The organism is Burkholderia lata (assembly GCF_902499025.1).
In the GTDB taxonomy this organism is placed as follows: domain Bacteria; phylum Pseudomonadota; class Gammaproteobacteria; order Burkholderiales; family Burkholderiaceae; genus Burkholderia; species Burkholderia lata_C.
Genome location: NZ_CABVPW010000004.1, coordinates 263,772 through 290,070 on the forward strand (window position 1 = coordinate 263,772; position 26,299 = coordinate 290,070).

Annotated in this window: 18 protein-coding genes; 16 read left to right on the top strand and 2 right to left on the bottom strand. The window is 68.7% G+C overall.

The genetic code is table 11. The features are described 5' to 3' along the window. The first annotated feature begins 37 nt into the window (after nucleotides 1-37). Nucleotides 38-1,516, top strand: coding sequence for a sensor domain-containing diguanylate cyclase (locus BDI24065_RS05995; protein WP_175030440.1), 1,479 nt, complete (start codon nucleotides 38-40; stop codon nucleotides 1,514-1,516). An 85-nt stretch (nucleotides 1,517-1,601) separates the two neighbouring features. Here BDI24065_RS05995 and tagH read toward each other — a convergent pair whose 3' ends face one another. Then, nucleotides 1,602-3,050: a type VI secretion system-associated FHA domain protein TagH gene (gene tagH / locus BDI24065_RS06000; RefSeq protein WP_175030441.1), complete on the bottom strand. Its 1,449-nt coding sequence runs from the start codon at nucleotides 3,048-3,050 to the stop codon at nucleotides 1,602-1,604. 44 nt (nucleotides 3,051-3,094) lie between these two features. Continuing rightward, nucleotides 3,095-3,481, bottom strand: a complete 387-nt coding sequence (locus tag BDI24065_RS06005) for a TssQ family T6SS-associated lipoprotein (RefSeq protein WP_175030486.1) — start codon at nucleotides 3,479-3,481, stop codon at nucleotides 3,095-3,097. A gap of 630 nt (nucleotides 3,482-4,111) precedes the next feature. Between BDI24065_RS06005 and tssJ the strand changes: the two genes are divergently transcribed. The 15 genes from tssJ to tssI all read left to right on the top strand — a co-directional run bounded on the left by tssJ (nucleotide 4,112) and on the right by tssI (nucleotide 26,298). Beyond that, nucleotides 4,112-4,627, top strand: coding sequence for a type VI secretion system lipoprotein TssJ (tssJ, locus tag BDI24065_RS06010; protein WP_175030442.1), 516 nt, complete (start codon nucleotides 4,112-4,114; stop codon nucleotides 4,625-4,627). Continuing rightward, entirely contained in the window at nucleotides 4,624-6,036 is a 1,413-nt protein-coding gene (tssK, locus tag BDI24065_RS06015; RefSeq protein WP_175030443.1) for a type VI secretion system baseplate subunit TssK, read from the top strand. Before tssJ ends, tssK begins: the two co-directional genes overlap by 4 nt. A gap of 15 nt (nucleotides 6,037-6,051) precedes the next feature. Further along, on the top strand, nucleotides 6,052-7,374 hold the full coding sequence (locus tag BDI24065_RS06020; RefSeq protein ID WP_175030444.1) for a DotU family type VI secretion system protein: 1,323 nt from the start codon (nucleotides 6,052-6,054) through the stop codon (nucleotides 7,372-7,374). Between the two features lie 2 nt (nucleotides 7,375-7,376). Then, nucleotides 7,377-11,003 (top strand): type VI secretion system membrane subunit TssM, encoded by a 3,627-nt coding sequence (gene tssM / locus BDI24065_RS06025; RefSeq protein WP_175030445.1) that lies wholly within the window; start codon nucleotides 7,377-7,379, stop codon nucleotides 11,001-11,003. Beyond that, nucleotides 10,985-11,680 carry a type VI secretion system-associated protein TagF gene (gene tagF, locus BDI24065_RS06030; RefSeq protein ID WP_175030446.1) on the top strand — a complete coding sequence of 232 codons (696 nt, stop codon included), beginning with the start codon at nucleotides 10,985-10,987 and terminating at the stop codon, nucleotides 11,678-11,680. The genes tssM and tagF overlap by 19 nt, the downstream gene beginning before the upstream one ends. Before the next feature lie 72 nt (nucleotides 11,681-11,752). Next, entirely contained in the window at nucleotides 11,753-14,095 is a 2,343-nt protein-coding gene (locus tag BDI24065_RS06035) for a serine/threonine-protein kinase (RefSeq protein WP_175030447.1), read from the top strand. Further along, on the top strand, nucleotides 14,082-15,197 hold the full coding sequence (gene tssA / locus BDI24065_RS06040; RefSeq protein WP_254609691.1) for a type VI secretion system protein TssA: 1,116 nt from the start codon (nucleotides 14,082-14,084) through the stop codon (nucleotides 15,195-15,197). Before BDI24065_RS06035 ends, tssA begins: the two co-directional genes overlap by 14 nt. 73 nt (nucleotides 15,198-15,270) lie before the next feature. Continuing rightward, nucleotides 15,271-15,825, top strand: a complete 555-nt coding sequence (tssB, locus tag BDI24065_RS06045; RefSeq protein ID WP_174958369.1) for a type VI secretion system contractile sheath small subunit — start codon at nucleotides 15,271-15,273, stop codon at nucleotides 15,823-15,825. After that, on the top strand, nucleotides 15,818-17,326 hold the full coding sequence (gene tssC, locus BDI24065_RS06050; protein ID WP_175030448.1) for a type VI secretion system contractile sheath large subunit: 1,509 nt from the start codon (nucleotides 15,818-15,820) through the stop codon (nucleotides 17,324-17,326). Before tssB ends, tssC begins: the two co-directional genes overlap by 8 nt. A gap of 71 nt (nucleotides 17,327-17,397) precedes the next feature. Next, on the top strand, nucleotides 17,398-17,889 hold the full coding sequence (locus BDI24065_RS06055) for an Hcp family type VI secretion system effector (protein WP_175030449.1): 492 nt from the start codon (nucleotides 17,398-17,400) through the stop codon (nucleotides 17,887-17,889). Nucleotides 17,890-17,905: 16 nt separating this feature from the next. Further along, the gene (gene tssE, locus BDI24065_RS06060; protein ID WP_175030450.1) at nucleotides 17,906-18,454 is read left to right on the top strand and encodes a type VI secretion system baseplate subunit TssE; all 549 of its coding nucleotides are present in this window, start codon (nucleotides 17,906-17,908) and stop codon (nucleotides 18,452-18,454) included. 4 nt (nucleotides 18,455-18,458) lie between these two features. Beyond that, complete coding sequence (gene tssF / locus BDI24065_RS06065) at nucleotides 18,459-20,330, top strand: type VI secretion system baseplate subunit TssF (protein ID WP_175030451.1); 1,872 nt, start codon at nucleotides 18,459-18,461, stop codon at nucleotides 20,328-20,330. Between the two features lie 8 nt (nucleotides 20,331-20,338). Next, nucleotides 20,339-21,424, top strand: coding sequence for a type VI secretion system baseplate subunit TssG (tssG, locus tag BDI24065_RS06070; RefSeq protein ID WP_254609692.1), 1,086 nt, complete (start codon nucleotides 20,339-20,341; stop codon nucleotides 21,422-21,424). 12 nt (nucleotides 21,425-21,436) lie between these two features. Then, on the top strand, nucleotides 21,437-24,097 hold the full coding sequence (gene tssH, locus BDI24065_RS06075) for a type VI secretion system ATPase TssH (protein WP_175030453.1): 2,661 nt from the start codon (nucleotides 21,437-21,439) through the stop codon (nucleotides 24,095-24,097). Further along, the gene (gene tssI / locus BDI24065_RS06080; RefSeq protein WP_175030454.1) at nucleotides 24,094-26,298 is read left to right on the top strand and encodes a type VI secretion system Vgr family protein; all 2,205 of its coding nucleotides are present in this window, start codon (nucleotides 24,094-24,096) and stop codon (nucleotides 26,296-26,298) included. The genes tssH and tssI overlap by 4 nt, the downstream gene beginning before the upstream one ends. Nucleotide 26,299: the final 1 nt, after the last annotated feature.

Below are 26,299 nucleotides of genomic sequence, written 5' to 3' on the forward strand. Positions count from 1 at the left end.
CGGTGCATCAGCGTCGGCCCAACCTGAGAGGAAACGGATGCATCCGCGGTCGGCAGCGCCGTACTACGTTGTGCTGGCGGGGACCTTGATAGCGTGCGCGCTGATGGGCCTCTGCGTGTTGCAGTTGTTTCAGAGCCGTCACGACGCGCTCGAGCGCGCGCGCGATACGTCGCGGAATCTGGCGCTCGTCGCCGAGCGCGACATCGAACGCAATATCGAGCTGTACGGCCTGTCGCTGGAAGCGGTGATCCAGGGCCTGCAGCGGCCGGACGTCATGGCGGCGTCGCCGGCATTGCGGCGCGGCGTCCTGTTCGATCACGCGATGACGGCGAAATTTCTCGGCTCGATGCTCGTACTGGATGCGGCCGGCAACATCATCCTCGATTCGGCGAACGACGCGCCGCGACAGGGCAACTTCGGCGACCGCAAGTACTTTACGGTTCACCGCGACAATCCGAACGCCGGGCTCTACATCAGCGATCCCTATGCGTCACGCCTGCGCGGCGGCTCGCTCAGCATGGCGCTGACGCGCCGCGTGTCGAATCCGGACGGCTCGTTCGGCGGCATCGTGATGATCGCGGTCAATCTCGAGTATTTCCACACGCTGTTCGCCGGCCTCGCGCTCGGCTCGCACGGTGCGATTTCGCTGATCGGCCAGGACGGCGTCATGTTCATGCGCCAGCCGTACGACGTGCATACCATCGGTCGCGACATCAGCCAGGCGGCGACGTTTCGTCATTTCCTGACGGCGCCGGAAGGCTCGTTCCTCGACACCTCGACGATCGACCACGTGCGCCGCCTGTACTACTTCAAGACGCTGCCGCACCTGCCGCTGATCATCATGGTCGCCGAAGCGGAGCAGGACATCTATGCCGCATGGCGGCGCCGGGCGATCACGATCGGCGCGCTGGTGGCGACCTTCGGCGCGGCGTTCATCGTGCTGTCGTTCCTGCTGGGCACCCAGCTGCGGCGCAGGATGCGGGCCGAATCCGAGCTGGTGATGCTCGCGCGCACCGATGGCCTCACCGGGCTCAACAATCGCCGCTCGTTCGGGGAAGTGCTGGATCTGGAATGGCGCCGCGCACGCCGGGCCCATTCGGTGTTTTCGCTGCTGTTCGTCGACGTCGACCGTTTCAAGTCCTACAACGACACGTATGGCCACCAGGCCGGCGACGATGCGCTGGCCGCGGTTGCACGGTGCATCGGCGACAACATCCGGCGCCCCGCGGATACCGCGGCCCGCTATGGCGGCGAGGAATTCGTCGTGATCCTGCCCGACACGCCGACGACGGGCGCGACCGAGATCGCCGAACGGATTCGCGCGGCCATCGACGGGCTCGCGATCGAACACGCGGAAAGCGAATTCGGGCGCGTCACCGCGAGCATCGGCGTGGCCAGCTGGGTGCCCGAACAGGAAGGGGAGGTCGAGTCGGTGATCAAGGCGGCCGACGAGGCGCTGTATCAGGCGAAGGAAACGGGGCGAAACAAGGTCGCCTCGCACGAAACGGGAGCCTGACGCGATCGCCGGCGCGTGTCGCCTGATGCCGATGGCGGGCGATGGCGCGCACGCCACTCGGGGCTCGGGGCTCGGGGCTCCGGGCTCAGTGCCGGCCGCTGCCGCGATAGCTTTCCACTTCCGCGTCGTATGCCGCCAGGAACGCCTTGCCGAACACCGACGCGAAATCGTCCTCGATCGCGAACACCGTGTCGCGATGGGTCGCCGCGTAGCGATCCCACATCCTCGCCTTGTACAGCGCAGGCACGCGCTTCTCGTACCAGCGCATCGCATCGTCCCGCTCGCGCAGCCGTTGCGGCGAAAAGCGCGTCAGCAGGTCCATCAACGCGGCGCGCATGCCGGCGACCATGCCGATCTGGTGCGCATGCAGATCCTGAAATGCGTCGCTGACCGCGCTCTGCGGCGACATGAAGCCCGGCAGCGGCAGCCCGAACATCTGCCGCAGCACGGCGCCGCCATCCGGCAGCAGCTTCAGCGGGTTGTTCTCGCGATCGAGCAGCATCGTCATGTGCGCCTTCACCTCGCGCTTCAGGATGCTGCGCGACGACAGCAGCTCGACCGTGCCGTTCGCGAACAGCGCCAGCAACTGGCCCGCGATGTACAGCTGTTCGGCCGACCACTGATGCGATTCGGCGGCCGTATCGAGCCCCGCGCCTTCGAAGAACGCGTTCAGCAGTTCATCGGGCGTCGGCGCACGCGTCGCGTGCGGCGCCGGTTCGTCGGGCGGCTGCGTATCGGCGGTGCGCGCGGCGGCCGGCTGCACGCGCACGTGCTGCGTCCATTCGGGCGCATGATCCGCCTGCGTCGCAAACGACGCTTCGCGATCCGCGTAGCCGCGAGCGGCTTGCGGCGCCGTGCCCGACGCGCCGATATCGCCCGCCGACTGCGCGAACAGGTCGAGCGGATCGATCGACAGCTGGTTCAGGTCGCGCTGCGACGGCGAGGGCGGGTCGGCCTGCGCCGCGCGGTTCGCCGGCTGCGGCGCATCGGCACGGGCGGGGCCACCCGGCCGCGTACCGCCGTCCGCCGCCTTGCCGCGCGGAGCGAGACGATCCTGCAGGAGCCCCCACAGCCGGTTGCCGGCGCCTTTCGTATCGATACGTGACGGCGATGCTTGCGCGGGCGCCGCTGAAGCTCGCGGCTGCGCCGGCGTATCGACGGGCCTGCCGGTATCGGTCGCCATGTCGATGACCGGTGCATCGTCGCCATCGCCGCCGTCGTCACGTTCGGCGCGCAGCACGTACGGCCCGATGCGGATGATGTCGCCGGTGTTGAGCGGGCGCTCCTGCGCATAGCCGACCGGTTCGCGGTTCACCTCGATCGTCGAGACGCTGCTCAGGTTCTTCAGCAGGCACGCGTCGTCGCCCACCTGCAGCAGCGCCTGCAGCCGTGAAATCTGCCGCGTGTCGTCGCGCAACACGAGATGGTTGTCGCTGGCCCGGCCGATGGTGCCGCCGGGCGGATGAAACACGACGGCGTCGTAGGAGTCGTTTTCGACCGGCTCGCCGGCATGTTCGATCACGATCAGTTGCATGTCATACGTCGCTCGGTGAAGCGCTCGCGTGGCAGCCGGTTCGTTCAGGATGACGACGCATGCCTGCGGCGCGCGAATTCGAACGCGGGCCCCCAGATCGGATGCCCCTTCTCGGCAGGGGACAAGTCGAAGCGCGGGTTGAGGTCGAGAATTTTCGAGAACTCGGCGCGGCACGGCGTGATGCGGTTCGTCACGCAATAGCTGAACGCGAGGAGCTTGTGCGCGGCCACCTGCGTGTCGGTGTCGGCGCCGTCGATCTCCTTCGCGTGGCTCAGCAGCGCGATCGTGCGCCCGTAGTCGCCGCTGTCGTACGCAGCGCGCGCGCTATCGATCGTCGTGCGTGCAGCCGACTGTGGCGGGGACGTACTGCACCCGCCGGCCCCCAGCAACCATGCGCCGAGGAAAAGAACGAGCGATGAACGACCTTTCATTATTGAAATTAAAAATTGGCGTAATTGGAAGGTGGCACACAAGCGCTGTTGGATTCTAGTGCCAATCATCGGCACCAAACCGGCTGTTACGTTTTGTTTCATTTAGCCAATCCGCTTCTACCTGAATGCAGAATCGACTACGAATTTCAGTGCTTGTGAAACCGGAAAAACGGCCTATAGTTCGCTGTGTTTTTCGGATTCATCAGTTGTTTGGTCAGCGCACGTCAATGCACGAAAAACGGGACCATCCGTTCGTGCGAAACGAATAGCCTGGCACACCACCAGCGTCGCGAGCGTCCCTTGCCCGGCGGCCGGCCGGCGTGCGCCCCGCGCCCATCCGACAGGTGTCCACGCCATAGAACCGGGCCGCCCAGGCGCACCGGTCGGATTAACTTTTGCCATTAATTTACCAACCACAATTCAATTACCCATCATTTCACCAAAGCGACTTTCAAAAACCCTGATTGATATGACCCGGCTTTTTACAAGAACAATTTGCCGATACGGATTGCAATGGATGGATATGCAGGCTACACAATTACCGATCAATTAATTGTCCCTTTTTCAATCAGGTCATCCGGTTTCGAAGTTGAAAACCGGCGCGAGGCTATTGGGTGGCGAGGGTGGAATATGCAATGGCGGTCGAGCAGTTTCATCGTATGGGGATGCGTGGTGCTGTTGCCGGGATGCGGCGCGACGGAGCACGCCGCGGCGGTGCCGTATGCGATCACGGTTGACGTTGCGCCCGACGTCAACCCGGACATGAACCGCAAGCCTTCGCCGATCGTGCTGAAGGTGTTCCAGCTTCGCGCGTCGTCGTCGTTCGACAGCGCGGATTTCTTCTCGCTGCAGGACAAGCCGGAGAACGTGCTCGGCGGGGACCTACTCGGCACCGACCGCGTGATCCTGCGGCCGGGCGAATCGCGCACGCTGCACTATCGCGGCAACGTCGAGGCCGGCGCGATCGGCGTGGTCGCCGAATACCGGATGCTCGAAAAGAACCGCTGGCGGCTGACGGTGCCGCTGCCGCGCGCGAAGCAGCTCAATCTCTACAAGTTCTGGCAGACGTCGCCGGGCGAACTGAAGCTGTCGATTGCAGTCCGCAACGGCGGCATCGCGCTGAACGATGCGAAGGGGCGCCCATGACCGAACCGACGATGTCCGCGACGCCGGTCGCGGCGCTCCGCCAGCGGGTGGTGTGGACCGAGGGGATGTTCCTGCGGCCGCAGCATTTCCAGCAGCTCGAACGGCACTGGGAGCGCTACGTCGCGCTGCGCTGCCTGCCGCTGCAAGGCTTCTACTGGGGCTTCGACACGCTGGCGCTCGATCGCGAGCAACTGGCGCTCGGCAAGGTCGCGCTGCGCACCGCGTCGGGCGTGATGCGGGACGGCACGCCGTTCGACCTGTCCCATCCGGACGATCTCCCCGAACCGCTCGACGTGCCGGCCGATGCGAAGGACCAGCTCGTCGTGCTCGCGCTGCCGCTGTGGCGCGGCGGCGGCGAGGAGGTGTCGTTCGGTGCAGGCGCAGGCGGCGGCAATGCCGCGAAGGGGGCGAACGGCGTGAACGGCGGTGCCGATGTCGCGCGCTACGTCGTGCGCGAATACGAAGTGGCCGACGCGAACGCAGTCGCGCTCGGCCCCGCGCTGCTGCAGACGGGCCGCCTGAACGTGCGGCTGATGCTCGAAGCCGAGCTGACCGGCGACTGGCACGCGCTCGGCGTCGCGCGGATCGTCGAGCGGCGCACCGACGCGCGGCTGCTCGTCGACGACGGCTACATTCCGCCGCGCCTCGTCGCGCAGCACGACGCCGTGCTGCTGGCCTATGCGCGCGAGCTGCACGGGCTGCTCACGCAACGCAGCGAAGCGCTCGCGGCACGGCTGTCGGAGCCTGGCCGCGGCGGCGTGTCGGAAGTCGCGGATTTCCTGCTGCTGCAGCTCGTGAACCGCTATCTCGCGCTGACCTGGCACGCGCAACAGCACGTGTCGACGCATCCGGAGACGTTGTTCTGCGACTGGCTCAAGCTCGCGTGCGACCTGAGCACGTTCACGGCAGCCGGCCGGCGCCCGCAGTCGCTCGCGGTCTACGTGCACGACGACCTGCGCACGAGCTTCGCGGAGCTGATGACCGAGCTGCGCCGGTCGCTGTCGACGGTGCTCGAGCAGAACGCGATCCAGATCGAGCTGCGCGATGCGGGCAACGGCATCCGCGTCGCGACGCTGGCCGACCCGGCGCTGCGCGACACGGCCGGCTTCGTGCTCGCCGTGCGCGCGGACGTGCCGGCCGACAGCCTGCGCACGCGTTTCCCCGCACAGGCGAAGCTCGGGCCGGTCGAGCGGATCCGCGACCTCGTGCAGCTGCAGTTGCCGGGGATCACGATGCGCCAGTTGCCGGTCGCGCCGCGACAGATCCCGTATCACGCGGGCCATACGTACTTCGAGATCGACAAGGGCAGCGACCTGTGGAAGCAACTGGCGCGCTCCGGCGGTCTCGCTTTCCATTTCGCCGGTGAATTCCCTGGGCTCTCGATGGAGTTCTGGGCGATACGCGGATAAGGGCGGGGCGACGCGATGAATTCCTCCTCCGATTCGATCTCTCCGGGCGCCGGCGGATTCGTGCCGCCGAATCCGGGCGGCATGCATCCGGCCACGGCGGGCGCGACCGGTCCGACCGCGACGCAGCCGCGCCCCGGGCGCTGGGCCGCGAGCGGCACGAACCCGCTCGTCGCGGCGGCGAATCCATTGCTGAACCTGGTGCCGCAGATCCGCTCGACCGTCCATCACCCGAATCCGGCCTGGTTGCGCGAGCATCTGGTCGTCGAGATCCGGCAGTTCGAAGCACGGGCGCAGGAGGCCGGCGTGCCGTCGGAAGCGATCATCGGCGCGCGCTACTGCCTGTGCACGGCGCTCGACGAGGCGGCCGCGCTGACGCCGTGGGGCGGCAGCGTGTGGTCGTCGCACAGCCTGCTCGTGTCGTTTCACAACGAGACCTGGGGCGGCGAGAAATTCTTCCACCTGCTGGAGCGCCTGTCACAGCAGCCGCGCCAGCATCTCGACCTGCTCGAGCTGTTGTATTTCTGTCTCGCGCTCGGCTTCGAGGGCCGCTATCGCGTGCTCGACAACGGCCATGCGCAGCTCGACGCGCTGCGCCACCAGCTCGCGCTGACGATCCGCTCGGTGCGCGGCGAATTCGAACCGGCGCTGTCGCCGCACTGGCGCGACGTCGTCACGCGCGATGTCGCGCGCCGGTTCGTCGTGCCGCTGTGGGTATGCGTGGCGCTCGCGCTGCTGATCGGCTTCGGCGTGTTCGTCGGGCTGCGGATCGCGCTCGCCGGGCATTCGGATCGGCTGTTCGCGTCGATCGACGCGCTGCACGTGCCGAAGCTGCAGCCCGCGCAGGCGCCGCCGCGCCCGGCGCAGGCGCCGCGGATCGCGAAGTTCCTGGAGCCGGAGATCGCGGCCGGCCTCGTGTCGGTGCGCGACGACGCCGATCGCAGCGTGATCGTGCTGCGCGGCGACGGGTTGTTCAAGTCCGGCTCGACGTCGGTGATCGACCGCTACGTGCCGGTGCTCGCGCGCGTGGCCGATGCGCTGAACAAGGTGCCCGGCAACGTGCGCGTGACCGGCTATACCGACGACACACCCGTGCATACGGCGCGCTTCGCGTCGAACTGGGACCTGTCGCGCGAACGCGCGGAAGCCGTGCGCGGGATGATCGCCGCGCGGCTCGACCATCCGGAACGGCTCGCGGCGGAAGGGCGCGGCACGCTCGACCCGGTCGCGCCGAACGATTCGCCCGCGAACCGCGCACTGAACCGGCGCGTCGAGATCACGCTGCTGCCGGCGCCGGGCAGCGCCGCCGTCGGCGCGAGCGTCACGCAGGGAGCCAACTGACCATGAACCAGGCTGTCGCGCGTTTCGTCCGGCCGTTGCCGTCGCGGGAGATCTGGACCTTCGCGGGTCTCGTCGTGCTCGCCTGCTTCGTGTGGCTCGCGGGCCCGCTGTTCGCGTTCGCCGAGGTCCGGCCGCTCGAAAGCGGCTGGGCGCGCGGGCTCACGATCGCAGTGCTGTTCATCGCGTGGGGCGCACGCGTCGCGTGGCACAGCTGGCGCGCCGGCCGGCTCAACGCGCAGTTGCTGAACCAGCTGCGCGAGGCCGCTCCCGGGCCGGCCACCGCCGACGATCCGGCGAAAGCGCAGCTCGACGAGTTGCGCAGCCGCTTCGACGAAGCCGCGACGCTGCTGAAGAAGGTCCGCTTCGGGCAGGCCGACACCGCGCGCAAGGGCGTGACGCAGTGGTTCGACCGGATGTCGCGCCAGTATCTGTATCAGTTGCCGTGGTACGTGTTCATCGGCGCGCCGGGCTCGGGCAAGACCACTGCGCTCGTGAATTCCGGGCTCAGCTTTCCGCTCGCCGAGCAGTTCGGCCGCGCGGCGATTCGCGGCGTGGGCGGCACGCGGCATTGCGACTGGTGGTTCACGAACGACGCGGTGCTGATCGACACGGCCGGCCGCTATACGACGCACGAGGGCAACCGCGCGCTCGACGAGGCCGAGTGGAAAGGCTTCGTCGACCTGCTGAAGAAATACCGCACGCGCCAGCCGCTGAACGGCGCGATGCTGACGATCAGCGTGGCCGACCTGCTCGGCGCGTCGGAGGCCGAACGCACGCAGCACGCGATGGTGCTGCGCAAGCGGCTGCTCGAACTGCGCGCGCAGCTCGGCATTCGTTTTCCGGTGTACCTGCTCGTGACGAAAGCCGACCTGCTTGCGGGCTTTGCCGAGTATTTCAGCAGCTACGGCCGCACGGAATGCGCGCAGGTGTGGGGGTTCACGTTCCCGCTCGCGCAAAGCGAAGCGCCGGGCTTCGACCTGCGCGCGGCATTCGATCGCGAATACCGGCTGCTGCACCAGCGGCTGAACGACGGGCTGCCCGAACTGCTCGCCGCACAGACCGACGCGCGCCAGCGCGAGATGACGTACCTGCTGCCGCAGCAGATCGCCGACCTGCAGGACATGCTCGGCCAGTTCGTCGCCGAAGTGTTTTCCGTGTCGAGCTACGAGCCGATGCCGATGCTGCGCGGCGTCTACCTGACGAGCGGCACGCAGGAGGGCACCGCGTTCGATCGCGTGATGAGCGGCATCAAGCGCTTCCTGAAGATCGAGGGCGTGCCGCCGGTCGCGCAGGTCGGCTCGACCGGGCGCAGCTTCTTCCTGAAGTCGCTGCTGCAGGAGCACATCTTCCGCGAAGCCGCGCTCGCCGGCAGCGACCTGCGCTGGCATCAGAAGCGGCGCGTGCTGCAGATCGCCGGCTACGTGCTGCTCGCGCTGGTGTGCGTGGCCGCGCTGTTCGCGTGGCTGCGCAGTTATTCGAACAATCGCGCGTATCTCGACCAGATCGCCGCGCGCGTACCGGCCGTCGATGCACAGATCGCCGGGGCGAAATTTTCCGATGCAGGTGACGTCGCCCGCTTGCTGCCCGTGCTCGACGCGCTCGGCAACCTCGCGAATGCGGGCGGCGTCGACCTGCAGCATCCGCCGCTCGCGTATCGGTGGGGGCTGTTCCAGGGCGAAAAGATCGACGAAGCCGTCGACGCCGTGTACCGGCGCGCGCTCGAGGACGTGCTGCTGCCGATCGCGGCGAGCCGGATGGAGGCCGCGCTGCGCGACGCACGGCCCGACGAGACCGAATACGCGTATGCGGCGCTGAAGGCGTACCTGATGCTGTACGACAGCGCGCACTACGATCCCGCGTTCGTGCAGGCCGTCGTCGACCTCGAAATGGAACGCGCGCTGCCGCCCGATTTCTCGCCGGCCGAACGCTCCGCTTTGCGTGCGCATCTCGCCGCGCTGTTCGGCAACCGTGTCGCGGTTTCGCCGTATCCGATGAACGAGCGGCTCGTGGCCGACGTGCGCGACCGGCTGCGGCAGGTGCCGTTCTCGCAGCGGCTGTACCGTCAGCTCACGCTCACGCTGCGGCCGGCCACTTCCGCGTTCGACTTCAGCGTCGCGCGCGCGGTCGGCCCCGACGCGTCGCTGGTGTTCCGCCGCCAGAGCGGCAAGCCGTTGTCGGAAGGCGTGCCGGGGCTCTATACGCGCAACGGCTATCGCAACGTGTTCGCGCCGCGCCTGGCCGGCGAGGTCGAAGCGTACGGGCGCGAGGAAGTGTGGGTGCTGAACCTCGGGCTGTCCGAGATTCCCGGGCCGAACGACGCGGCCGCGTGGGCCCGAGATATCCGCCAGCTCTACCTGAACGACTACCTGAAGATCTGGGACGACTATCTCGCCGACATCAAGCTGCAACGCACCGCGACGCTCGCGCAGAGCATCCAGGTGGCGCGGGCATTGTCCTCCGCCGATTCGCCGCTCACCCGGCTGATGGTGGCGCTCGCGCGGGACACGGCGCTCGGCGATGCGCCGGGCGGGGCGCGCAATCTCGCGGCGCGTGCGCAGGACAAGGTCGACGAGGCGCGCAGCTCGCTGTCGCAGATCTTCGCGGGCCAGGGCAGCAACTCGAGCGCGTCCGCGGCGGCCCCCGCGAGCGCCGAGCAGGTCGTCGACAGCCATTTCGCCGGGCTGCGCGCGTTCGCGCCGGGCAGCGGCGACCAGGCCCAGGCGTTCAACGAGGTGCTGAAGTCGATCGACGCGCTGTACACGTACCTGACGGCCACCGACGACGCGCTGCGGAGCGGCGCGCAACCGCCGCCGTCCGACGCGCCTGCCAAGCTGCGCGCGCAGGCCGGCCGCCTGCCGACGCCGTTCCGCGAGGTGCTCGACGACCTGTCGAACGTCGCGAACGGCAGCGTCGCGACCGTCGAGCAGCGCAGCGTCGCGACGCGGGCGGGTGCAAACGTCGGCGACTTCTGCCGGCAGGCGATCGCGGGCCGCTATCCGTTCGCGCGCGGCGCGTCGCACGACGTCGCGCCGGCGGATTTCGCGCAGATGTTCGCGCCCGGCGGCCTGATGGACGACTTCTTCCAGAAGAACCTGCAGTCGATCGTCGATACGACGTCGCACCCGTGGCGCTTCGCGAACCGCAATGCGGACGCCGATCCCTCGGCCGCCGCGATGCTTGCGTCGTTCGAAAAGGCGGCGGTGATCCGCGACGTCTATTTCGGCGGCGGCGCGCGTACCGCGCAGCTGAAGGTGCAGGTCCAGCCGCTCGAAATGGACCCGTCGATCACGGAGATGGTGCTCGACGTCGACGGGCAGATCGTCCGCTACGCGCACGGCCCGCTCGTGCAGAGCGCGGTGGACTGGCCGGGCCCGCGCGGCAGCAACCAGGTGCGGCTGCAGGTATCGGGGCAGGCCGGCGCGACCGACGGCTTCACGACCGACGGGCCGTGGGCGCTGCACCGGCTGTTCGACCGCGCGGCCGTGTCCGCCGGGCGCGGCTCCGACCAGATGATTGCGCGGTTCACGGTCGACGGCAAACCGATCGTGCTGCAAGTGAATGCGGGCAGTGTCCGCAACCCGTTCAGGCTGCCCCAGATGGAGTCCTTTACATGCCCTCCGAAGCCATGAGCCCGACACCGCCGTTCACGCGTACCGACGGCGATGCGCCGGCCTGGTACGGGAAGATTCCCGGCGCCGGCGACTTCGTGAACAGCCGGCTGCCGCATGCGCTCGCGCTGTGGTGGGAGCGCTGGCTCCAGCAGGGCATGGCCGCGATGCGCCAGCGCGGCGCGGATGAGATCGAGCGCCACTACACGGTCGCGCCGGTCTGGAATTTCCTGATTCCGGCGGGCGCCGGCGCGTCGTGCGTGCAGCCGGGCTGCCTCGCGCCGAGCTGCGACCGCGTGGGGCGCTACTACCCGGTGATCGTCACGCTGCCGATGCGCGCGGCCGATTACTGGAACGAGCTGCCGGATGCCGCCGACACGTTCTACTGGCAGGTGGGCCAGGCGCTGCTCGACGCGATCCGCCATGCACGCGCGCCGGGCGATCTCGAGCAGATGCTGGAGCGCGTGCGGCTCACGCCGGGCGACGACACGTACGCGGACATCGTCGACGGCATGCCGGCGCCGCCGCCGGAACGGCCGGCCCCGGCCGCGTGGCCGGGGCTGTCAGGTTACTTCGATCCGCACGGCGGCACCAGTTTCTGGTGGACCAACCGCGCGGACGGATCGCCGCTGCGCACGCATGCGCATACGGGCACGCCCGACAACGCGCTGTTCCTGACGCTGTTCGGCGGCAGCTAGCGGCCCGGCAGAGGGAGGGCGGGCCGTCGGGCGCGGCGGGCGGACAGGACGCGGTTTCGAGAGGTGGTGGAGATGAAGGACGCTGGATCGAGAGACAACGAGCACGACACGGCGACACGCGGCGACGCATCCGAATTCACGGTGCGGCCGCTGCCGCTCGGCCATCGCCTGGGCGAACTGCAGCTCGACGAGGTGCTGGGCATCGGCGGCTTCGGGATCGTCTATCGCGCATTCGACCGCACGTTGCGGCGTGCGGTCGCGATCAAGGAGTACATGCCGTCGATGCTGGCCACGCGCGGCGGCGACTACACGGTCTCGCTGCGCTCCGAGCGGTTCGCGCAGGCCTTCGACGCCGGGCGCGGCGCGTTCCTCAACGAGGCACGCCTGCTCGCGCAATTCGACCATCCGGGCCTCGTCAAGGTCCTGCATTTCTGGGAAAGCCACGGCACCGCGTACATGGTGATGCCGTTCTACGAAGGCCGCACGCTCAAGCAGCTGCTCGACGGCGGGATGCGGATCAGCGAAACGCAGTTGCGCAACATCGTCGGCGCGCTGCTCGGCGCGCTCGACACGCTGCATCGCGCGCAATGCTTCCATCGCGACGTCGCGCTCGACAACGTGCTGATCCGCCCGAACGGCAGCGCGATCCTGCTCGACTTCGGTGCGGCGCGCAAACGGATCGGCGACCTGGTCGACGACGGCGCGATGATGATCAAGCCCGGCTACGCGCCGATCGAGCAATACACCGACGATCCCGCGTTCAGCCAGGGGCCGTGGACCGATCTCTATGCGCTCGGCGCGGTGATGCACGCGATGATCACCGGTGAATTGCCGCCCGCGGCCGTCGTGCGCAGCATCAAGGACACGTACCGGCCGCTCGCGTCGCGCGAACTGCCGGCCGGCGAGGTGTACAGCCCGGCGTTTCTCGCGGCCGTCGATCATGCGCTGCAGTTGCGGATTCCGGACCGGCCGGAATCGGTCGCGGCGTTCGCGGCGGAGCTCGGGTTGCGGGACGTCGGGACGGGTGGCGGGTATGGCGCGGCGGTCGTGACGCCGATGACGGAAGCAGGCAGGAGCGGGGAAGGGAAGCGTGAGGCTTCTGCTGCATCCGGCACGGCGTCGGCTGCCGCTGCGGCTTCGATCGGCGCGGGCGGGGCCGCTGCGGGCAACGCTGCGCCGGATGGGCGGGCATCGACGCCCGCCGGCGCGGACCATGGGTCTGCGCCCACGGATACGGCGTCCGCATCGCCTGGTGTGTCCGGCGCCAGGCCGGAAGCCGATGCGCGTTCGACGGCCCAAATAGCCGCGCAAGGCGCGGCCGTTGCGGCTGCGGGCTCGCTCGCCGCGTCTGCATCGCATGCATCTCAATCGGCGGTGAAACCGGTCGATTCCGACGCGCCGAACGGAAACGTCGAACGCGCGAACGAAACGCCCGCTGCAAGAGCTGACATATACGACGAAGCCGGTACGCGATCCACCCGTACCGACGCCGACGTCGGTGCGCGAGGTACAGCGGGTTCCGGGAATGCGAACACCTCTGCAGCTGCCGGTAACGCCGGTACGACCGCCCCGTATGCCGCCGCATCGGCTTCGTCCTCGGGCGGCGCATCCGTGCCGACCGGCGGGCAACCCAGCCAGGCCGCCGCCCGGTCGCGCAACCGCCGGCTGCCGGTCTACGTCGGCAGCGCGCTCGTCGCGCTGATCGCGGTCGGCCTCGCGGCGACGTATCTGTTGCGTCCCGCCCGCGTCGCCGACGAGCCCGCGCCCGTCGCGAGCCAGCCGCAGGCCGGCACGCCACCGCCCGCGAGCACGCCGGCTGCCACGCTGGCCCAGCAGGGGCCGACACCGACCGTCGTGCCGCCGTCCAGCCTGCCGGCCGGATCGTCCGCGCAGGTTCCGCCGCCACCCGTCGCAGCCGAGCCGGCCAGCACGCCGCCCGCCGAGGCCGCCACGCCCGCGCCGCAGGTTGCGACCACCGTGACGAACCCGGCTCCGTCGTCGGCCGGCTCCCGTTCGGCCATCGCGCCCGCCGGCAGCCTCGATGCGTCGGAACGCGTCGTCAACGTGCCACGGTCGGAATCGGCCGTACCGACGGTGACGACACCGGCGCCGGCGCCAAAGCCCCCGCCGGAAACCCAGACGGCCATCGCCGCCGTGAACGTGCTGCCTGCCGAACAACAGCCGCGTGCGCCGAAGGTGCAGGAAACCGTGCAGGTGCGTTTCAACGTGCGGCCATGGGGCGACGTCTACGTGAACGGCGCGCGGCGCGGTGCAAGCCCGCCGCTGCGCTCCGTATCGCTGACGCCGGGCGTCTACGTGATCGAGATCCGCAACGGCTCGCTGCCGCCGTTGCACCGCACCGTGGCGATCGACTTCGGCAGCAAACCGGTCAACATCGACTATGCATTCGAATGACGTCAGCCAGGCGGCGCTGGCCGCCGCCGCATATGCCGCGGTGCCGCCCGGCCTGCCGGCGACCCCGCGCGCCGGCCTGATCGGCCAGCTGCTCGCGGAGGTCGCACCCGATGCACCGTGCGGCGCGAACCTCGAATACGACGCCGAGTTCCTGCAACTGCAGGAGCGCGCGACGCCCCGCGCCGAGCAGCAATACGGTGACACCGTGATCCCGGCCGAAGCGCCCGACTGGCGTGCGGTCGAGCGGCTCGCGCTGGCGCTGTCCGCCCGCACGAAGGACCTGCGCGTCATCGCCTGTCTCGCGCGAAGCTGGACCGAGCAGCACGGCATTCCCGGCTATGCGGACGCGCTCGCGCTCGTCGCGAACCTGCTCGAGCGCCGCTGGGACGACCTGCATCCGCGGCTCGACGCGGACGGCGAACCGGACCCGACGCTGCGGATGAACGCGCTCGCCGAGGTGGCCGGTGCGCACGACTGCGCGCGCGCGGCGCGCCGCCAGCCGCTGTTCGACGGCGGGCCGAGCGTGCGCGACGCGGAACGGCTGCTCGACGGCCGCGACGATACCGGCAGCCCCGTGGCGGGCAGCCGCGAAAGCCTGCTGGCTGCGCTGTCGGCCGCGCGCAGCGACGGCACGACGCCGCTCGACGCGGCGCGCGCGGCACTGCACGCGCTGGATGCGATCCGCGCAGGCGTGACGGACAAGCTGGGCCGCGAATGGGCGCCCGACGAAGGCGATGCCGAGAAGGCGCTGCAGCGGATCGTGCGCGAAGTGCCGCTGCCCGAGCCGCGACCGGTTTCGCCCGACGGGCAGCAGGCCACGCCCGGCGATGCATCGCAGCCGGGCATCGCCGCAACCCCAGCGGCAGCGATGCCGAATGCGCACGCGTGGCGCGATGCCGAGGTCACGAGCCGCGACGACGTGCGCATCGGTCTCGACAAGATGTGCCGCTATTTCGAGCAGCACGAGCCGAGCCACCCGGCGCCGTTGCTGCTGAGGCGCGCGCAGCGGCTGCTCGCGCTCGACTTCTACGAAATCATCCGCGATCTCGCGCCGGAGAGCCTGCCGAAGCTGGACCTGCTGAGCGGCGAGCGGAGCGAGTGACACGAACGAATGGCGCCGCCATGCGGGCGACGCCGACGGACTGCGCAACCTGATCGATGTGAAGGAGTGGACGATGACGGACAGAACCAAGGCGGCAGGCAGCGGACAGAAGTTCATCGCGCGCAATCGGGCGCCGCGCGTGCAGATCGAGTATGACGTCGAGACCTACGGCGCCGAACGCAAGGTGCAGTTGCCGTTCGTGATGGGCGTGATTTCGGACCTGGCGGGCAAGCGCGCCGAGCCGTTGCCGGATCTACCGGAGCGCAAGTTCCTCGAGATCGACGTCGATAACTTCGACGAGCGGATGAAGTCGGTCGCGCCGCGCGTCGCGTTCCAGGTGCCGAACACGCTGACCGGCGAGGGGATGCTCAACGTCGACATGACGTTCGAGCAGATCGACGATTTCTCGCCGGCCGCGATCGCGCGCAACGTCGACGCGCTGCGCCGGCTGCTGGAGGCGCGCACCGAGCTGTCGAACCTGCTGTCGTACATGGACGGCAAGCACGGCGCCGAGCAGCTGATCGAGCGCGCGATCAACGATCCCGACTTGCTGAAGACGCTTGTGCGCAACCCGCACGAGCCCGCACAGGGCAGCGACGCGACCCAACCGGAGGCCCGCGATGAATGATCCCGTCCAATCCCGCGCGGACACACGCGAGCCCGCGCAACCGGCCGTCGCGCACGACGAATTCGCCGCGCTGCTGCAGAAGGAGTTCAAGCCGAAGACGGCCGAGGCGCGCGAGTCGGTCGAGCGCGCGGTGCGCACACTCGCGCAGCAGGCGCTCGAACATACGGTCGGCATGACGACCGATGCGTACGGCAGCGTGAAGCAGATCATCGCGGAGATCGACCGCAAGCTGTCCGAGCAGATCAACCAGATCCTGCATCACAACGAATTCCAGACGCTAGAAGGCGCGTGGCGCGGGCTGCATTACCTCGTCACGCACACCGAGACCGACGAGCTGCTGAAGATCAAGGCGCTGCCGGCGTCGCGCAACGAGGTCGCGCGGATGCTGAAGCGCTACAAGGGCGTCGCGTGGGACCAGAGCCCGCTGTTCCGCAAGATCTACGAAGAGGAATACGGGCAGTTCGGCGGCGAGCCGTTCGGCTGCCTGGTCGGCGACTTCCATTTCAACCACAGCCCGCCCGACGTCGAGATGCTCGGCGAGCTGTCGAAGATCGCGGCGGCCGCGCACGCGCCGTTCATCGCCGGCGCATCGCCGGAGCTGATGCAGATGGATTCGTGGCAGGAGCTGTCGAACCCGCGCGACCTGACGAAGATCTTCCAGAACACCGAATACGCGGCGTGGCGCAGCCTGCGGCAGTCGGAGGATTCGCGCTACATCGGCCTCGCGATGCCGCGTTTTCTCGCGCGGCTGCCGTACGGCGCGCGCACCAACCCGGTCGACGAATTCGACTTCGAGGAAGACACCGACTCCGCGAACCACGACCGCTACACGTGGGCGAACTCGGCATACGCGATGGCCGCGAACATCAACCGCTCGTTCAAGCAGTTCGGCTGGTGTTCGTCGATCCGCGGTGTCGAATCGGGCGGGGCGGTCGAAGGGCTGCCGAGTCACACGTTCCCGACCGACGACGGCGGCGTCGACCAGAAATGCCCGACCGAGATCGCGATCAGCGACCGCCGCGAGGCCGAACTTGCCAAGAACGGTTTCATGCCGTTCGTGCACCGGAAGAATTCGGATTTCGCGGCATTCATCGGCGCGCAGTCGCTGTACCAGCCGGCCGAGTACCACGATCCCGACGCGACCGCGAACGCACGGCTGTCCGGCCGCCTGCCGTACCTGTTCGCGTGCTGCCGCTTCGCGCACTACCTGAAGTGCATCGTGCGCGACAAGATCGGCTCGTTCCGCGAACGCGACGACATGGAGCGCTGGCTGAACGACTGGATCATGAACTACGTCGACGGCGACCCCATCAACTCGTCGCAGGAAACCAAGGCGCGCAAGCCGCTCGCGGCCGCGCAGGTGGTGGTCGACGAAGTCGAGGACAACCCCGGCTACTACACGTCGAAATTCTTCCTGCGGCCGCACTACCAGCTCGAGGGGCTCACCGTGTCGCTGCGGCTCATCTCGCGGCTGCCGACCGCGAAGGCGGCCAACGAGTGAGCGGCAAAGCAAGCAACGATCGGCATTCAACGCGGCATTCATCCTGACATCGCACTGAAACGGAGACGGCAATGGGCGTGGCAATGTTTATGAAGGTGGACGGCGTGACCGGCGAATCGGCGGACGCACAGCACAAGGGCTGGACCGACATCCAGTCGTTCACGTGGGGCGCGAGCCAGCCGGGCGCGATGGCGAGCGGCAGCGGCGGCAACGCGGGCAAGGCGAGCTTCAACGATCTCGTCGTCGCCGCGTACATGGACAAGGGCGCGCCCGCGATCATCAAGAACTGCGCGAACGGCAAGCACCTTTCGACGGTCGAGATCTCCGCGTGCAAGACGGGCGGCTCGCAGGTCGAGTTCATGCGCGTGACGCTGCAGGAGGTGCTCGTCACGTCCGCGCAGGTCGCGGGCATCGATCCGGGCGACGTCGCCGACCGGCTGATGATGCACTACGGCTTCCAGGCCGCGAAGGTGAAGAAGCAGTACTGGCAGCAGAACGACAACGGCGGCAAGGGCGCGGAGGTGACCGTCGGCTGGAACATCAAGGAAAACACCGAGATGTGACGGCGCGGAGATGACCATGGACGACCCGCGAACCCGCGACGGCCGGGAGGGCAGCCTGCGCGACCGGCTCCAGCCCGCGCTGCTCGACCGCCTCACCGACGACACGCCGCAGCGCGCCGCCGAAGCGCCCGGCGCGCAGTGGATCGGCACCGAACGCCTGCGCGCGGCCGTGCTGCGCGATCTCGCGTGGCTGCTCAACACGCGCAACGCCGAGGACGGCTTCGTCGACTGGTCGGCGTTCGCGCACGCGCAGGCGTCGGTGCTCAACTACGGGATGCGGCCGCTCGTCGGCAAGCCGATGTCGGGCGTCGAGCGGATGTCGGTCGAGGCGTCGATCCGCGACGCGATCATCCGCTTCGAGCCGCGCATCGCGCCCGACAGCGTCGACGTCCGCAGCGTGATCGATGCGGCTGGCGGCCGGGCCGGCGAACGGCGCCACAACGTGCTGCTGTTCGAGATTCGCGGCACGCTGTGGTCGATCCCGCATCCGCTCGAATTCGTGCTGCGCTCCGACCTCGATCTCGAGACGGGCGCGATGTCGCTGCAATCCGTGGCGGGGGCCTGACGCGATGGATACGCGCCTGCTCGACTACTACAACCGCGAGCTCGCGTACCTGCGCGAGCTCGGCGGCGAATTCGCGCAGCAGTTCCCGAAAGTCGCGGCGCGGCTGCGGCTCAACGAATCGGGGCCGCCCGACCCGTATGTCGAGCGGCTGCTCGAAGGCTTCAGCTTCCTCACCGCGCGCGTGCAGCTCAAGATGGACGCCGAGTTTCCGCGCTTCACGCAGGCGCTCCTCGATGCCGTGTATCCCGGCTATATCGCGCCGCTGCCGTCGATGGCGATCGTGCGGTTCGCGCCGCTGCTGAACGAAGGCAGCCTCGCGCAAGGCTGGCGGCTGCCGGCCGGCACCGCGCTGCGTGCGCGGCCGGCCGCGTCCGAGCAGACCGCGTGCGAATTCCGCACCGCGCACGACCTGACGCTGTGGCCGCTCGAACTGACCGATGCGACCGTCACCGGCGCGCCGTCGTGGCTGCCGCGCGGCGCGGTCGCTGCGCGGCAGGACGTGCGCGGCGCGCTGCGCATCCGGCTGAAGGCGCGCGGCGGTGCCAGACTCTCCCAGTTGCCGCTCGACCGGCTGACGTTCCATCTCGCGGGCCCCGAGCGCGACGCGCTGCACCTGCTCGAACTGGTCGCCGCGCATGCGCTCGGCGTCGTGTGCCACGATCCGGCACAGCCGCCGCGCTGGCTGCATACGCTCGACGCCGACGAGATCGTCCACGAGGGCTTCGATCCCGCACAGGCGATCCTGCCCGACGACGGCCGCAGCTTCCACGGCTACCGATTGCTGCGCGAGTATTTCGCGTTTCCGGCGCGCTTCCTGTTCTTCAGCATCGGCGGGCTGCGCGCCGCGCTTGCGCGCGCAACCGGCGACGAGTTCGAATTGACCGTGCTGTTCGACCGCCACGATGCGGCGCTCGAAGCAGCCGTCAGCGCGAAACACCTCGCGCTGAACTGCACGCCGGCCGTGAACCTGTTCGCGCGCCGCGCCGATCGCATTCCGCTGCAGCCGGGCGCGCGCGAACACCATGTCGTCGTCGATCGCAGCCGGCCGCTCGACTACGAGGTCTATGCGGTGCAGCGGCTCGCGAGCGAGCAGCGCGACGACGGCCAGTCGCGCGAATTCCGGCCGTTTCATGCGTCGTTCGCGAGTGACGACGGCAACCACGGCGCGTACTACACGGTGCGGCGCGAACCGCGGCTCGTCTCCGCGCAGGCGCGCGCGAACGGTACGCGCACCGGCTACGTCGGCAGCGAGGCCTACGTGTCGCTCGTCGACAGCCAGTGCGCGCCGTACGACGAGACGATGCGCTACCTGGCGGCCGACACGCTGTGCACGAACCGCGATCTCGTGCTGCTGCAGCCGCCCGGCGATGCGAACACGTTCACGCTGCGCGTGTCGGCCCCGGTCGAAAGCATCGTCGCGATCCGCGGCCCGTCGCGCCCGCGGCCGCCGATCGCCGATGCGCAAACCGCGTGGCGGCTGATCCGCCATCTCGGGCTGGCGCGCCACACGCTGACCGATCTCGACGACGACGAGGGCGCGCATGCGCTGCGCGAACTGCTCGGCCTGCATGCCGACCCGGCCGATGCCGCGATGCGCCGGCAGATCGACGGCGTGCTGCGCGTGGCGTTCTCGCCGGTGTTCCGCCGGCTGCCGGCGTCCGGCCCGCTGATGTTCGGGCGCGGCGTGCAGGTCGACGTGACCGTCGACGATCATGCATTCTCCGGCGACAGCCCGTTCCTGCTCGGCGCGGTGCTCGAACAGTTCTTCGCGCGCCACGTGTCGATCAACGCGTTCGCCGAATGCGTGCTGACCAGCGCGCAGCGCGGCACGCTCGCACACTGGCCGGCGCGCATCGGCAGGCGGCCCGCGATATGAAGCGCGACATGTCATCGGGTGCCGGGCCCGCCGCCGAAGCCGCACGCCGCGACGCGTGGTGGGCACGCCTTCGTGCCGCGCCGCACGGTTACGACCTGTTCCAGGCGCTGCGCTGGCTCGATGCGCTGTCGCCCGGCCGCGCGCCGCTCGGCCATGCCACGCGGCCGCGCGACGAGCCGGTGCGGCTCGGGCAGCAGCCGTCGCTCGCGTTCGCGGCGTCGATGCTGGCCGGCGTGAGCGACGAGGGCAGCGGCATGCCGCCGCGCATCGCGATCCACGGTTTCGGGTTGTTCGGCCCGAACGGGCCGCTGCCGACGCACCTGACCGAATACGCGCACGAACGCGCGGCGCAGCACGACGACCCGACTTTTGCCGCGTTCGCCGACCTGTTTCATCACCGGCTGATCCTGCTGTTCTACCGCGCATGGGCCGACGCGCAGCCGACGGTGAGCCTCGATCGCCCGGAGCGTGCACGGTTCGACGGCTATGTCGCGAGCCTGATCGGGCGGGCGGCACATGGCGACAAGCCCGCCGCAAAAGCCGACGCCGACGCTGACGCGCTCGCACCGCATGCACGCTATTTCCACGCGGGTCATCTCGTGCGGCACACGCGCAACCCGGAAGGGCTCGTGCAGATCCTGCGCCGGCATTTCGGTGTCGAGGCCCGCATCGTCGAGCACGTGCCGCAGTGGGTGGCGATCGAACGCTCGCAGCGCTGCACGATCCGCGCGACGCGGCCGACGTTGCGGGTCGGCGCCGTCGCACTCGGTGTTGCCGTGCGCGATGCGCAGTCGCGCTTCCGGATCGTGCTCGGCCCGCTGTCGCTCGACGCGTACCGCCGATTCCTGCCGGGCGGCCCGGATGCCCGGCAACTCGCGCAATGGGTGCGCGAATACGTCGGTATCGAGTTCGACTGGGACGTGCAGCTCGAACTGGCGGCCGACGCGGTGCCGGCCATCGCGCTCGGCACGCCGCAGGGCATCGGCCGCACCGCGTGGCTCGGGCAGCGGCTCGAACCGGGCCCCGCGCGTGACCTCGTCGTCCGCTACGACGTGCGGCGCGGCGGTGCCCCCCTTCATCGCGAAACCGCCTAAACGGGAACCGTCATGTCCGATATCGGCCGCGCCAACCTGTTCGGAAAACTGAATCCGTTCCTCTACGAGACGCTCGAGCAGGCGACCGGCTTCTGCCGGCTGCGCGGCAATCCCTACGTCGAGCTCGCGCACTGGTTCAAGCAGATGCTGCAACGGCCCGACGGCGACCTGCAGCGTGTGCTGCGCCACTTCGGGGTCGATGATGCCCCGATCGACCGCGGGCTCGTGGCCGCGCTCGACAAGCTGCCGCGCGGTGCGGGTTCGGTGTCGGATCTATCCGTGCATATCGACGACGCGGTCGAGCGCGCATGGGTGTACTCGACGCTGAAGTACGACGCGACGCGTATTCGCGGCGCGGTGCTGCTGCTCGCGATCCTGAAGACGCCGCAATTGCGCAACGTGCTGCTCGCGATCACGCGCGAATTCGAGCGCGTCGTGCCGGACGTGCTCGCCGACGAACTCGAATCGATCGTCGAAGGCTCGCCGGAGGCGCCACCGGCCGGGCAGGCGGCACCGGGTAGCGACGCGACGATGCGCGGCGCGACCGCCGCCGCCGACGGCTCGGCACTCGCACGCTTTGCCGTCGACCTGACCGCCCGCGCGCGGGCCGGCGAGATCGATCCGGTGATCGGCCGCGATCCGGAGATTCGCCAGATCGTCGACATCCTGCTGCGACGCCGGCAGAACAACCCGCTGCTGGTCGGCGAGGCCGGCGTCGGCAAGACGGCCGTCGCGGAAGGTTTCGCGCTGCGGATCGCCGCCGGCGACGTGCCGCCGTCGCTGCGCGACGTCGCGCTGTACCTGCTCGACATCGGGCTGCTGCAGGCCGGTGCGAGCGTGAAGGGCGAATTCGAGAGCCGGTTGCGCGGCGTGATCGACGAAGCGATGTCGTCCGAGCGCCCGGCGATCCTGTTCATCGATGAAGTCCACACGCTCGTCGGCGCGGGCGGGGCCGCCGGCACCGGCGACGCCGCGAACCTGCTGAAGCCCGCGCTCGCCCGCGGCCTGCTGCGCACGATCGGCGCGACCACGTGGTCGGAGTACAAGCAGTACATCGAAAAAGACCCGGCGCTCACGCGGCGTTTCCAGCTCGTACACGTGCACGAACCGGAAGAAGCAGCCGCGCTGACGATGCTGCGCGGCCTGGCCGGGAAGCTCGAGGCGCATCACCGCGTGCTGGTGCTCGACGATGCGCTGCAGGCCGCCGTCACGCTGTCGCACCGTTACATTCCCGCCCGCCAGTTGCCGGACAAGGCGATCAGCCTGCTCGATACGGCCTGCGCGCGCGTCGCCGTCAGCCAGCACGCGGTGCCCGCGCCGATCGAAGATGCGCGCCGCCGGATCGACAGCCTCCGCGTCGAGCAGGAGCGGATCGGACGCGAATGCGCGCTCGGTACCGGCGATACGGCGCGGCGAGATGCGATCGAACACGACATTGCCGCCGCCCGGATCGAACTCGACCGTCTCGACACCCGCTGGCAAACCGAACGCGACGCATTGACGGCCATCGTCGATGCCCGCACGTTGCTGCTCGACGACGATCCGTCACACGTACTCGATGCGGATGCACGCGCTGCAGCGCAAACCCGTCTCTCGGTCGCTCAGCAGTCGTTGGCCGACCTGCAGGGCGATGCGCCGCTCGTGCTGCCTGCCGTCGACACGCACGCGGTGGCCGCCGTCGTGGCCGACTGGACCGGCATTCCGCTCGGCCGGATGGTGCGCGACGAAACGCAGGCCGTGCTGAAGCTCGCCGATACGCTCGGCGAACGCGTCGTCGGCCAGAAGCACGCGGTCGAACTGATTGCCGAGCGTATCCAGACCGCGCGCGCCAAGCTGGACGATCCGAAGAAGCCGCATGGCGTGTTCCTCCTGTGCGGCCCGTCCGGCGTCGGCAAGACCGAGACCGCGCTCGCACTGGCCGACACGCTGTACGGCGGCGAACACAACGCGATCACGATCAACATGAGCGAGTTCCAGGAGGCGCATACCGTGTCGACGCTGAAGGGGGCGCCGCCCGGTTATGTCGGCTACGGGCAGGGCGGGGTGCTCACCGAAGCCGTGCGCCGCCGCCCGTACAGCGTCGTGCTGCTCGACGAGATCGAGAAGGCACACCGCGACGTGCACGAGATTTTCTTCCAGGTATTCGACAAGGGCTGGATGGAGGACGGCGAAGGGCGCGACATCGATTTCCGGCATACGGTGATCCTGCTGACGTCGAACGTCGGCGCCGATCGCGTGATGCAGCTGTGCCGCGATCCCGAGCGCCTGCCCGACACGCAGACGCTCGCCGATGCCTTGCGCGCGCCGCTGCTCGACGTGTTTCCCGCCGCGCTGCTCGGCCGGTTGACCGTCGTGCCGTACTACCCGCTCACCGACGTGACGCTCGCGCGGATCGTCGCATTGCAGTTGCGCCGGATCGAGCAACGGATCGACGCGCACCACGGCATCCGGCTGCGCTGCACCGACGCGGCGACCGCGCTGGTCGTCGAGCGCTGCCGCACGATCGAATCCGGCGGCCGGATGGTCGACGCGATCCTCACGCACACCGTGATGCCGCGCATCGGCCGCGCGATCCTGCAGGCCACGCTCGAAGGTCGCACGCTGGCGTCGATCGAGCTGAGCGCCGCGGACGGCGAATTCGCGTACCGGTTCGACGAGGAGGAAACGACTTGAATCGCGTATTCACACTCGACAGCCCGCACGGCGACGACCTCAAATTCCATACGCTCGACGGCAGCGACGAACTCGGCCGCCTGTTCGAGTTCCGGATCGAGGCGCTCGCCGACAGCCACAGCCTGTCGCTGAAGGACATGCTCGGCAAGCCCGTGACGGTCCGGATCGAACAGCAGGACCTGTCGACCCGCTACCTGAACGGCATCGTTGCGCGCGCATCGCTTTCCGGCCGGCGCGCCGAGCGGTACTACGGCTATGAGCTGATCGTGCGCCCGTGGCTGTGGCTCGCGACACGCCGCTCCGATTGCCGGATCTTCCAGAACAAGACCGTGCCCGAGATCGTGCAGGAGGTGCTGTCGACGTACGGCTTTCCGATCGAGAACCACCTCGCCGAGTCGTATGTGCCGCGCGACTATTGCGTGCAGTACAACGAGACCGATGCCGCGTTCGTGTCGCGGCTGATGGAGTTCGAAGGGATCTACTTCTGGTTCCGGCATGCGGAGGATACGCATACGCTGATGCTCGGCGACGCGATGTCGTCGCACACCGTGCTGCCCGGCTACGAGACGATTCCGTACATCGCGCGCGACCGCACCGCGATCGCCGACGAGGAGCACATCGACGGCTGGCTGCCCGTTCAGGAGGTGAGTGTCGGCCGGCACCAGACCACCGACTACGACTATACGAAGCCGCGCGCCGATCTTTCGTCGCAGAAGGTCGATCCGCGTGGGCACGATCACGACAGTTTTGCGTCGTTCGAATGGCCGGGCGGTTATCGCGACGATGCACCCGGTGCGCATTACAGCCGTGTGCGGCTCGAGGAACAACAGGCGGAACACGAGCGGGCGAACGCCGATACCGATGTGCGGGGTGTCGCGCCCGGTTATCTGTTCACGCTCGAACATTGCCCGCGTGCGGACCAGAACCGCGAGTACCTGATCGTGCGATGCCAGTACCGCTTCCAGGAGAACGCGTATGCGAGCGACCAGGGCGCGGAGGCTGTCGTGCATCAGACGATGATGCTCGTGCAGCCGTCGAGCCTGCCTTACCGGTCGCCGCGCGAGACGCCGCGGCCGCGCACCAACGGGCCGCAGACGGCGACCGTGGTCGGGCCGCCGGGGGAGGAAATCTGGACCGACCAGTACGGGCGCGTGAAGCTGCAGTTCCGCTGGGATCGGTATGGGCAAAGCAATCAGGACTCGTCGTGCTGGGTGCGGGTGTCGAGTCCCTGGGCTGGGGGCGGGTTCGGAGGCGTGCAGATTCCTCGGGTGGGCGATGAGGTCGTCGTCGATTTTCTTAACGGCGACCCGGATGAGCCGATCGTGACCGGGCGCGTTTACAACGGCGAGAAGATGCCGCCCTGGGGGCTGCCGGGGAGTGCGACGCAGAGCGGGCTGTTGTCGCGGTCGTCGCCGGGCGGGACGACGGACCACGCCAATGCGTTCCGGTTCGAGGACAAGAAGGGCGCCGAGCAACTCTGGATGCACGCGGAACGGAATTTCGATGCGGAGACGGAGGCCGATCACACGCTGTCGGTGGGTAACAACCATACGCATACGGTCGGGAACGACGAGACGATGCAGGTGAAGAACAACCGGCAACGGAGTGTGGGGCAGAACGAGACGGTGAATATCGGGCAGAACCGGGTGGCGCAGATTGGCGTGGATGAGACGCATGGGGTGGGAGGGAACCGGACGCGAACGGTCGGGAAGAAGGAGACCGTGACGATCGCATCGGATCGCGAGGCGACGATCGGCGGCAGCCACACGGAAACGGTCACGCATGCCAAGACCGAAACGATCGGGGAAGCCAAGACCCTGAACGTCGGACAGATGTATCAGACGACGTCGCAGGACATGAAGACGCTGGTCGCATCGGCACATACCGAAGAGATCGGCACGCGAACGTCGACGATCGCGAACGCGCATACGCACACGGTCGGCGGCGAACACACCGTCAACGTCGGCGCGAACCATACGACGAACGTGCAGCACCAGGTGACCGTCAACGCCGGCGACCAGCTTTCGCTCGTCTGCGGGAAGTCCAGCATCGTGATGAAGAGCGACGGCACGATCGCGATCCAGGGCGTCAACGTCGCATCGACCGGCACGAACACCCACAGCGTGAACGGCAAGACGGTGACGTCGTCGGCGACGGCGGAGCACACGGTCGAAGGCGCCGTCCTGAAACTGAATCCGTGAC

What these genes read in the sequence shown, in the direction of transcription:
- tssE (WP_175030450.1), top strand. Translation starts at nt 17,906, where the DNA reads ATGGACGACCCGCGAACCCGCGACGGCCGGGAGGGCAGCCTGCGCGAC.
- tssK (WP_175030443.1), top strand. Translation starts at nt 4,624, where the DNA reads ATGACCGAACCGACGATGTCCGCGACGCCGGTCGCGGCGCTCCGCCAG.
- BDI24065_RS06055 (WP_175030449.1), top strand. Translation starts at nt 17,398, where the DNA reads ATGGGCGTGGCAATGTTTATGAAGGTGGACGGCGTGACCGGCGAATCG.
- BDI24065_RS06005 (WP_175030486.1), bottom strand. Translation starts at nt 3,481, where the DNA reads ATGAAAGGTCGTTCATCGCTCGTTCTTTTCCTCGGCGCATGGTTGCTG.
- BDI24065_RS06020 (WP_175030444.1), top strand. Translation starts at nt 6,052, where the DNA reads ATGAATTCCTCCTCCGATTCGATCTCTCCGGGCGCCGGCGGATTCGTG.
- tssC (WP_175030448.1), top strand. Translation starts at nt 15,818, where the DNA reads ATGAATGATCCCGTCCAATCCCGCGCGGACACACGCGAGCCCGCGCAA.
- tssA (WP_254609691.1), top strand. Translation starts at nt 14,082, where the DNA reads ATGCATTCGAATGACGTCAGCCAGGCGGCGCTGGCCGCCGCCGCATAT.
- tssF (WP_175030451.1), top strand. Translation starts at nt 18,459, where the DNA reads ATGGATACGCGCCTGCTCGACTACTACAACCGCGAGCTCGCGTACCTG.
- tagF (WP_175030446.1), top strand. Translation starts at nt 10,985, where the DNA reads ATGCCCTCCGAAGCCATGAGCCCGACACCGCCGTTCACGCGTACCGAC.
- tssH (WP_175030453.1), top strand. Translation starts at nt 21,437, where the DNA reads ATGTCCGATATCGGCCGCGCCAACCTGTTCGGAAAACTGAATCCGTTC.
- tssB (WP_174958369.1), top strand. Translation starts at nt 15,271, where the DNA reads ATGACGGACAGAACCAAGGCGGCAGGCAGCGGACAGAAGTTCATCGCG.
- BDI24065_RS05995 (WP_175030440.1), top strand. Translation starts at nt 38, where the DNA reads ATGCATCCGCGGTCGGCAGCGCCGTACTACGTTGTGCTGGCGGGGACC.
- tagH (WP_175030441.1), bottom strand. Translation starts at nt 3,050, where the DNA reads ATGCAACTGATCGTGATCGAACATGCCGGCGAGCCGGTCGAAAACGAC.
- BDI24065_RS06035 (WP_175030447.1), top strand. Translation starts at nt 11,753, where the DNA reads ATGAAGGACGCTGGATCGAGAGACAACGAGCACGACACGGCGACACGC.
- tssJ (WP_175030442.1), top strand. Translation starts at nt 4,112, where the DNA reads ATGCAATGGCGGTCGAGCAGTTTCATCGTATGGGGATGCGTGGTGCTG.
- tssM (WP_175030445.1), top strand. Translation starts at nt 7,377, where the DNA reads ATGAACCAGGCTGTCGCGCGTTTCGTCCGGCCGTTGCCGTCGCGGGAG.
- tssG (WP_254609692.1), top strand. Translation starts at nt 20,339, where the DNA reads ATGTCATCGGGTGCCGGGCCCGCCGCCGAAGCCGCACGCCGCGACGCG.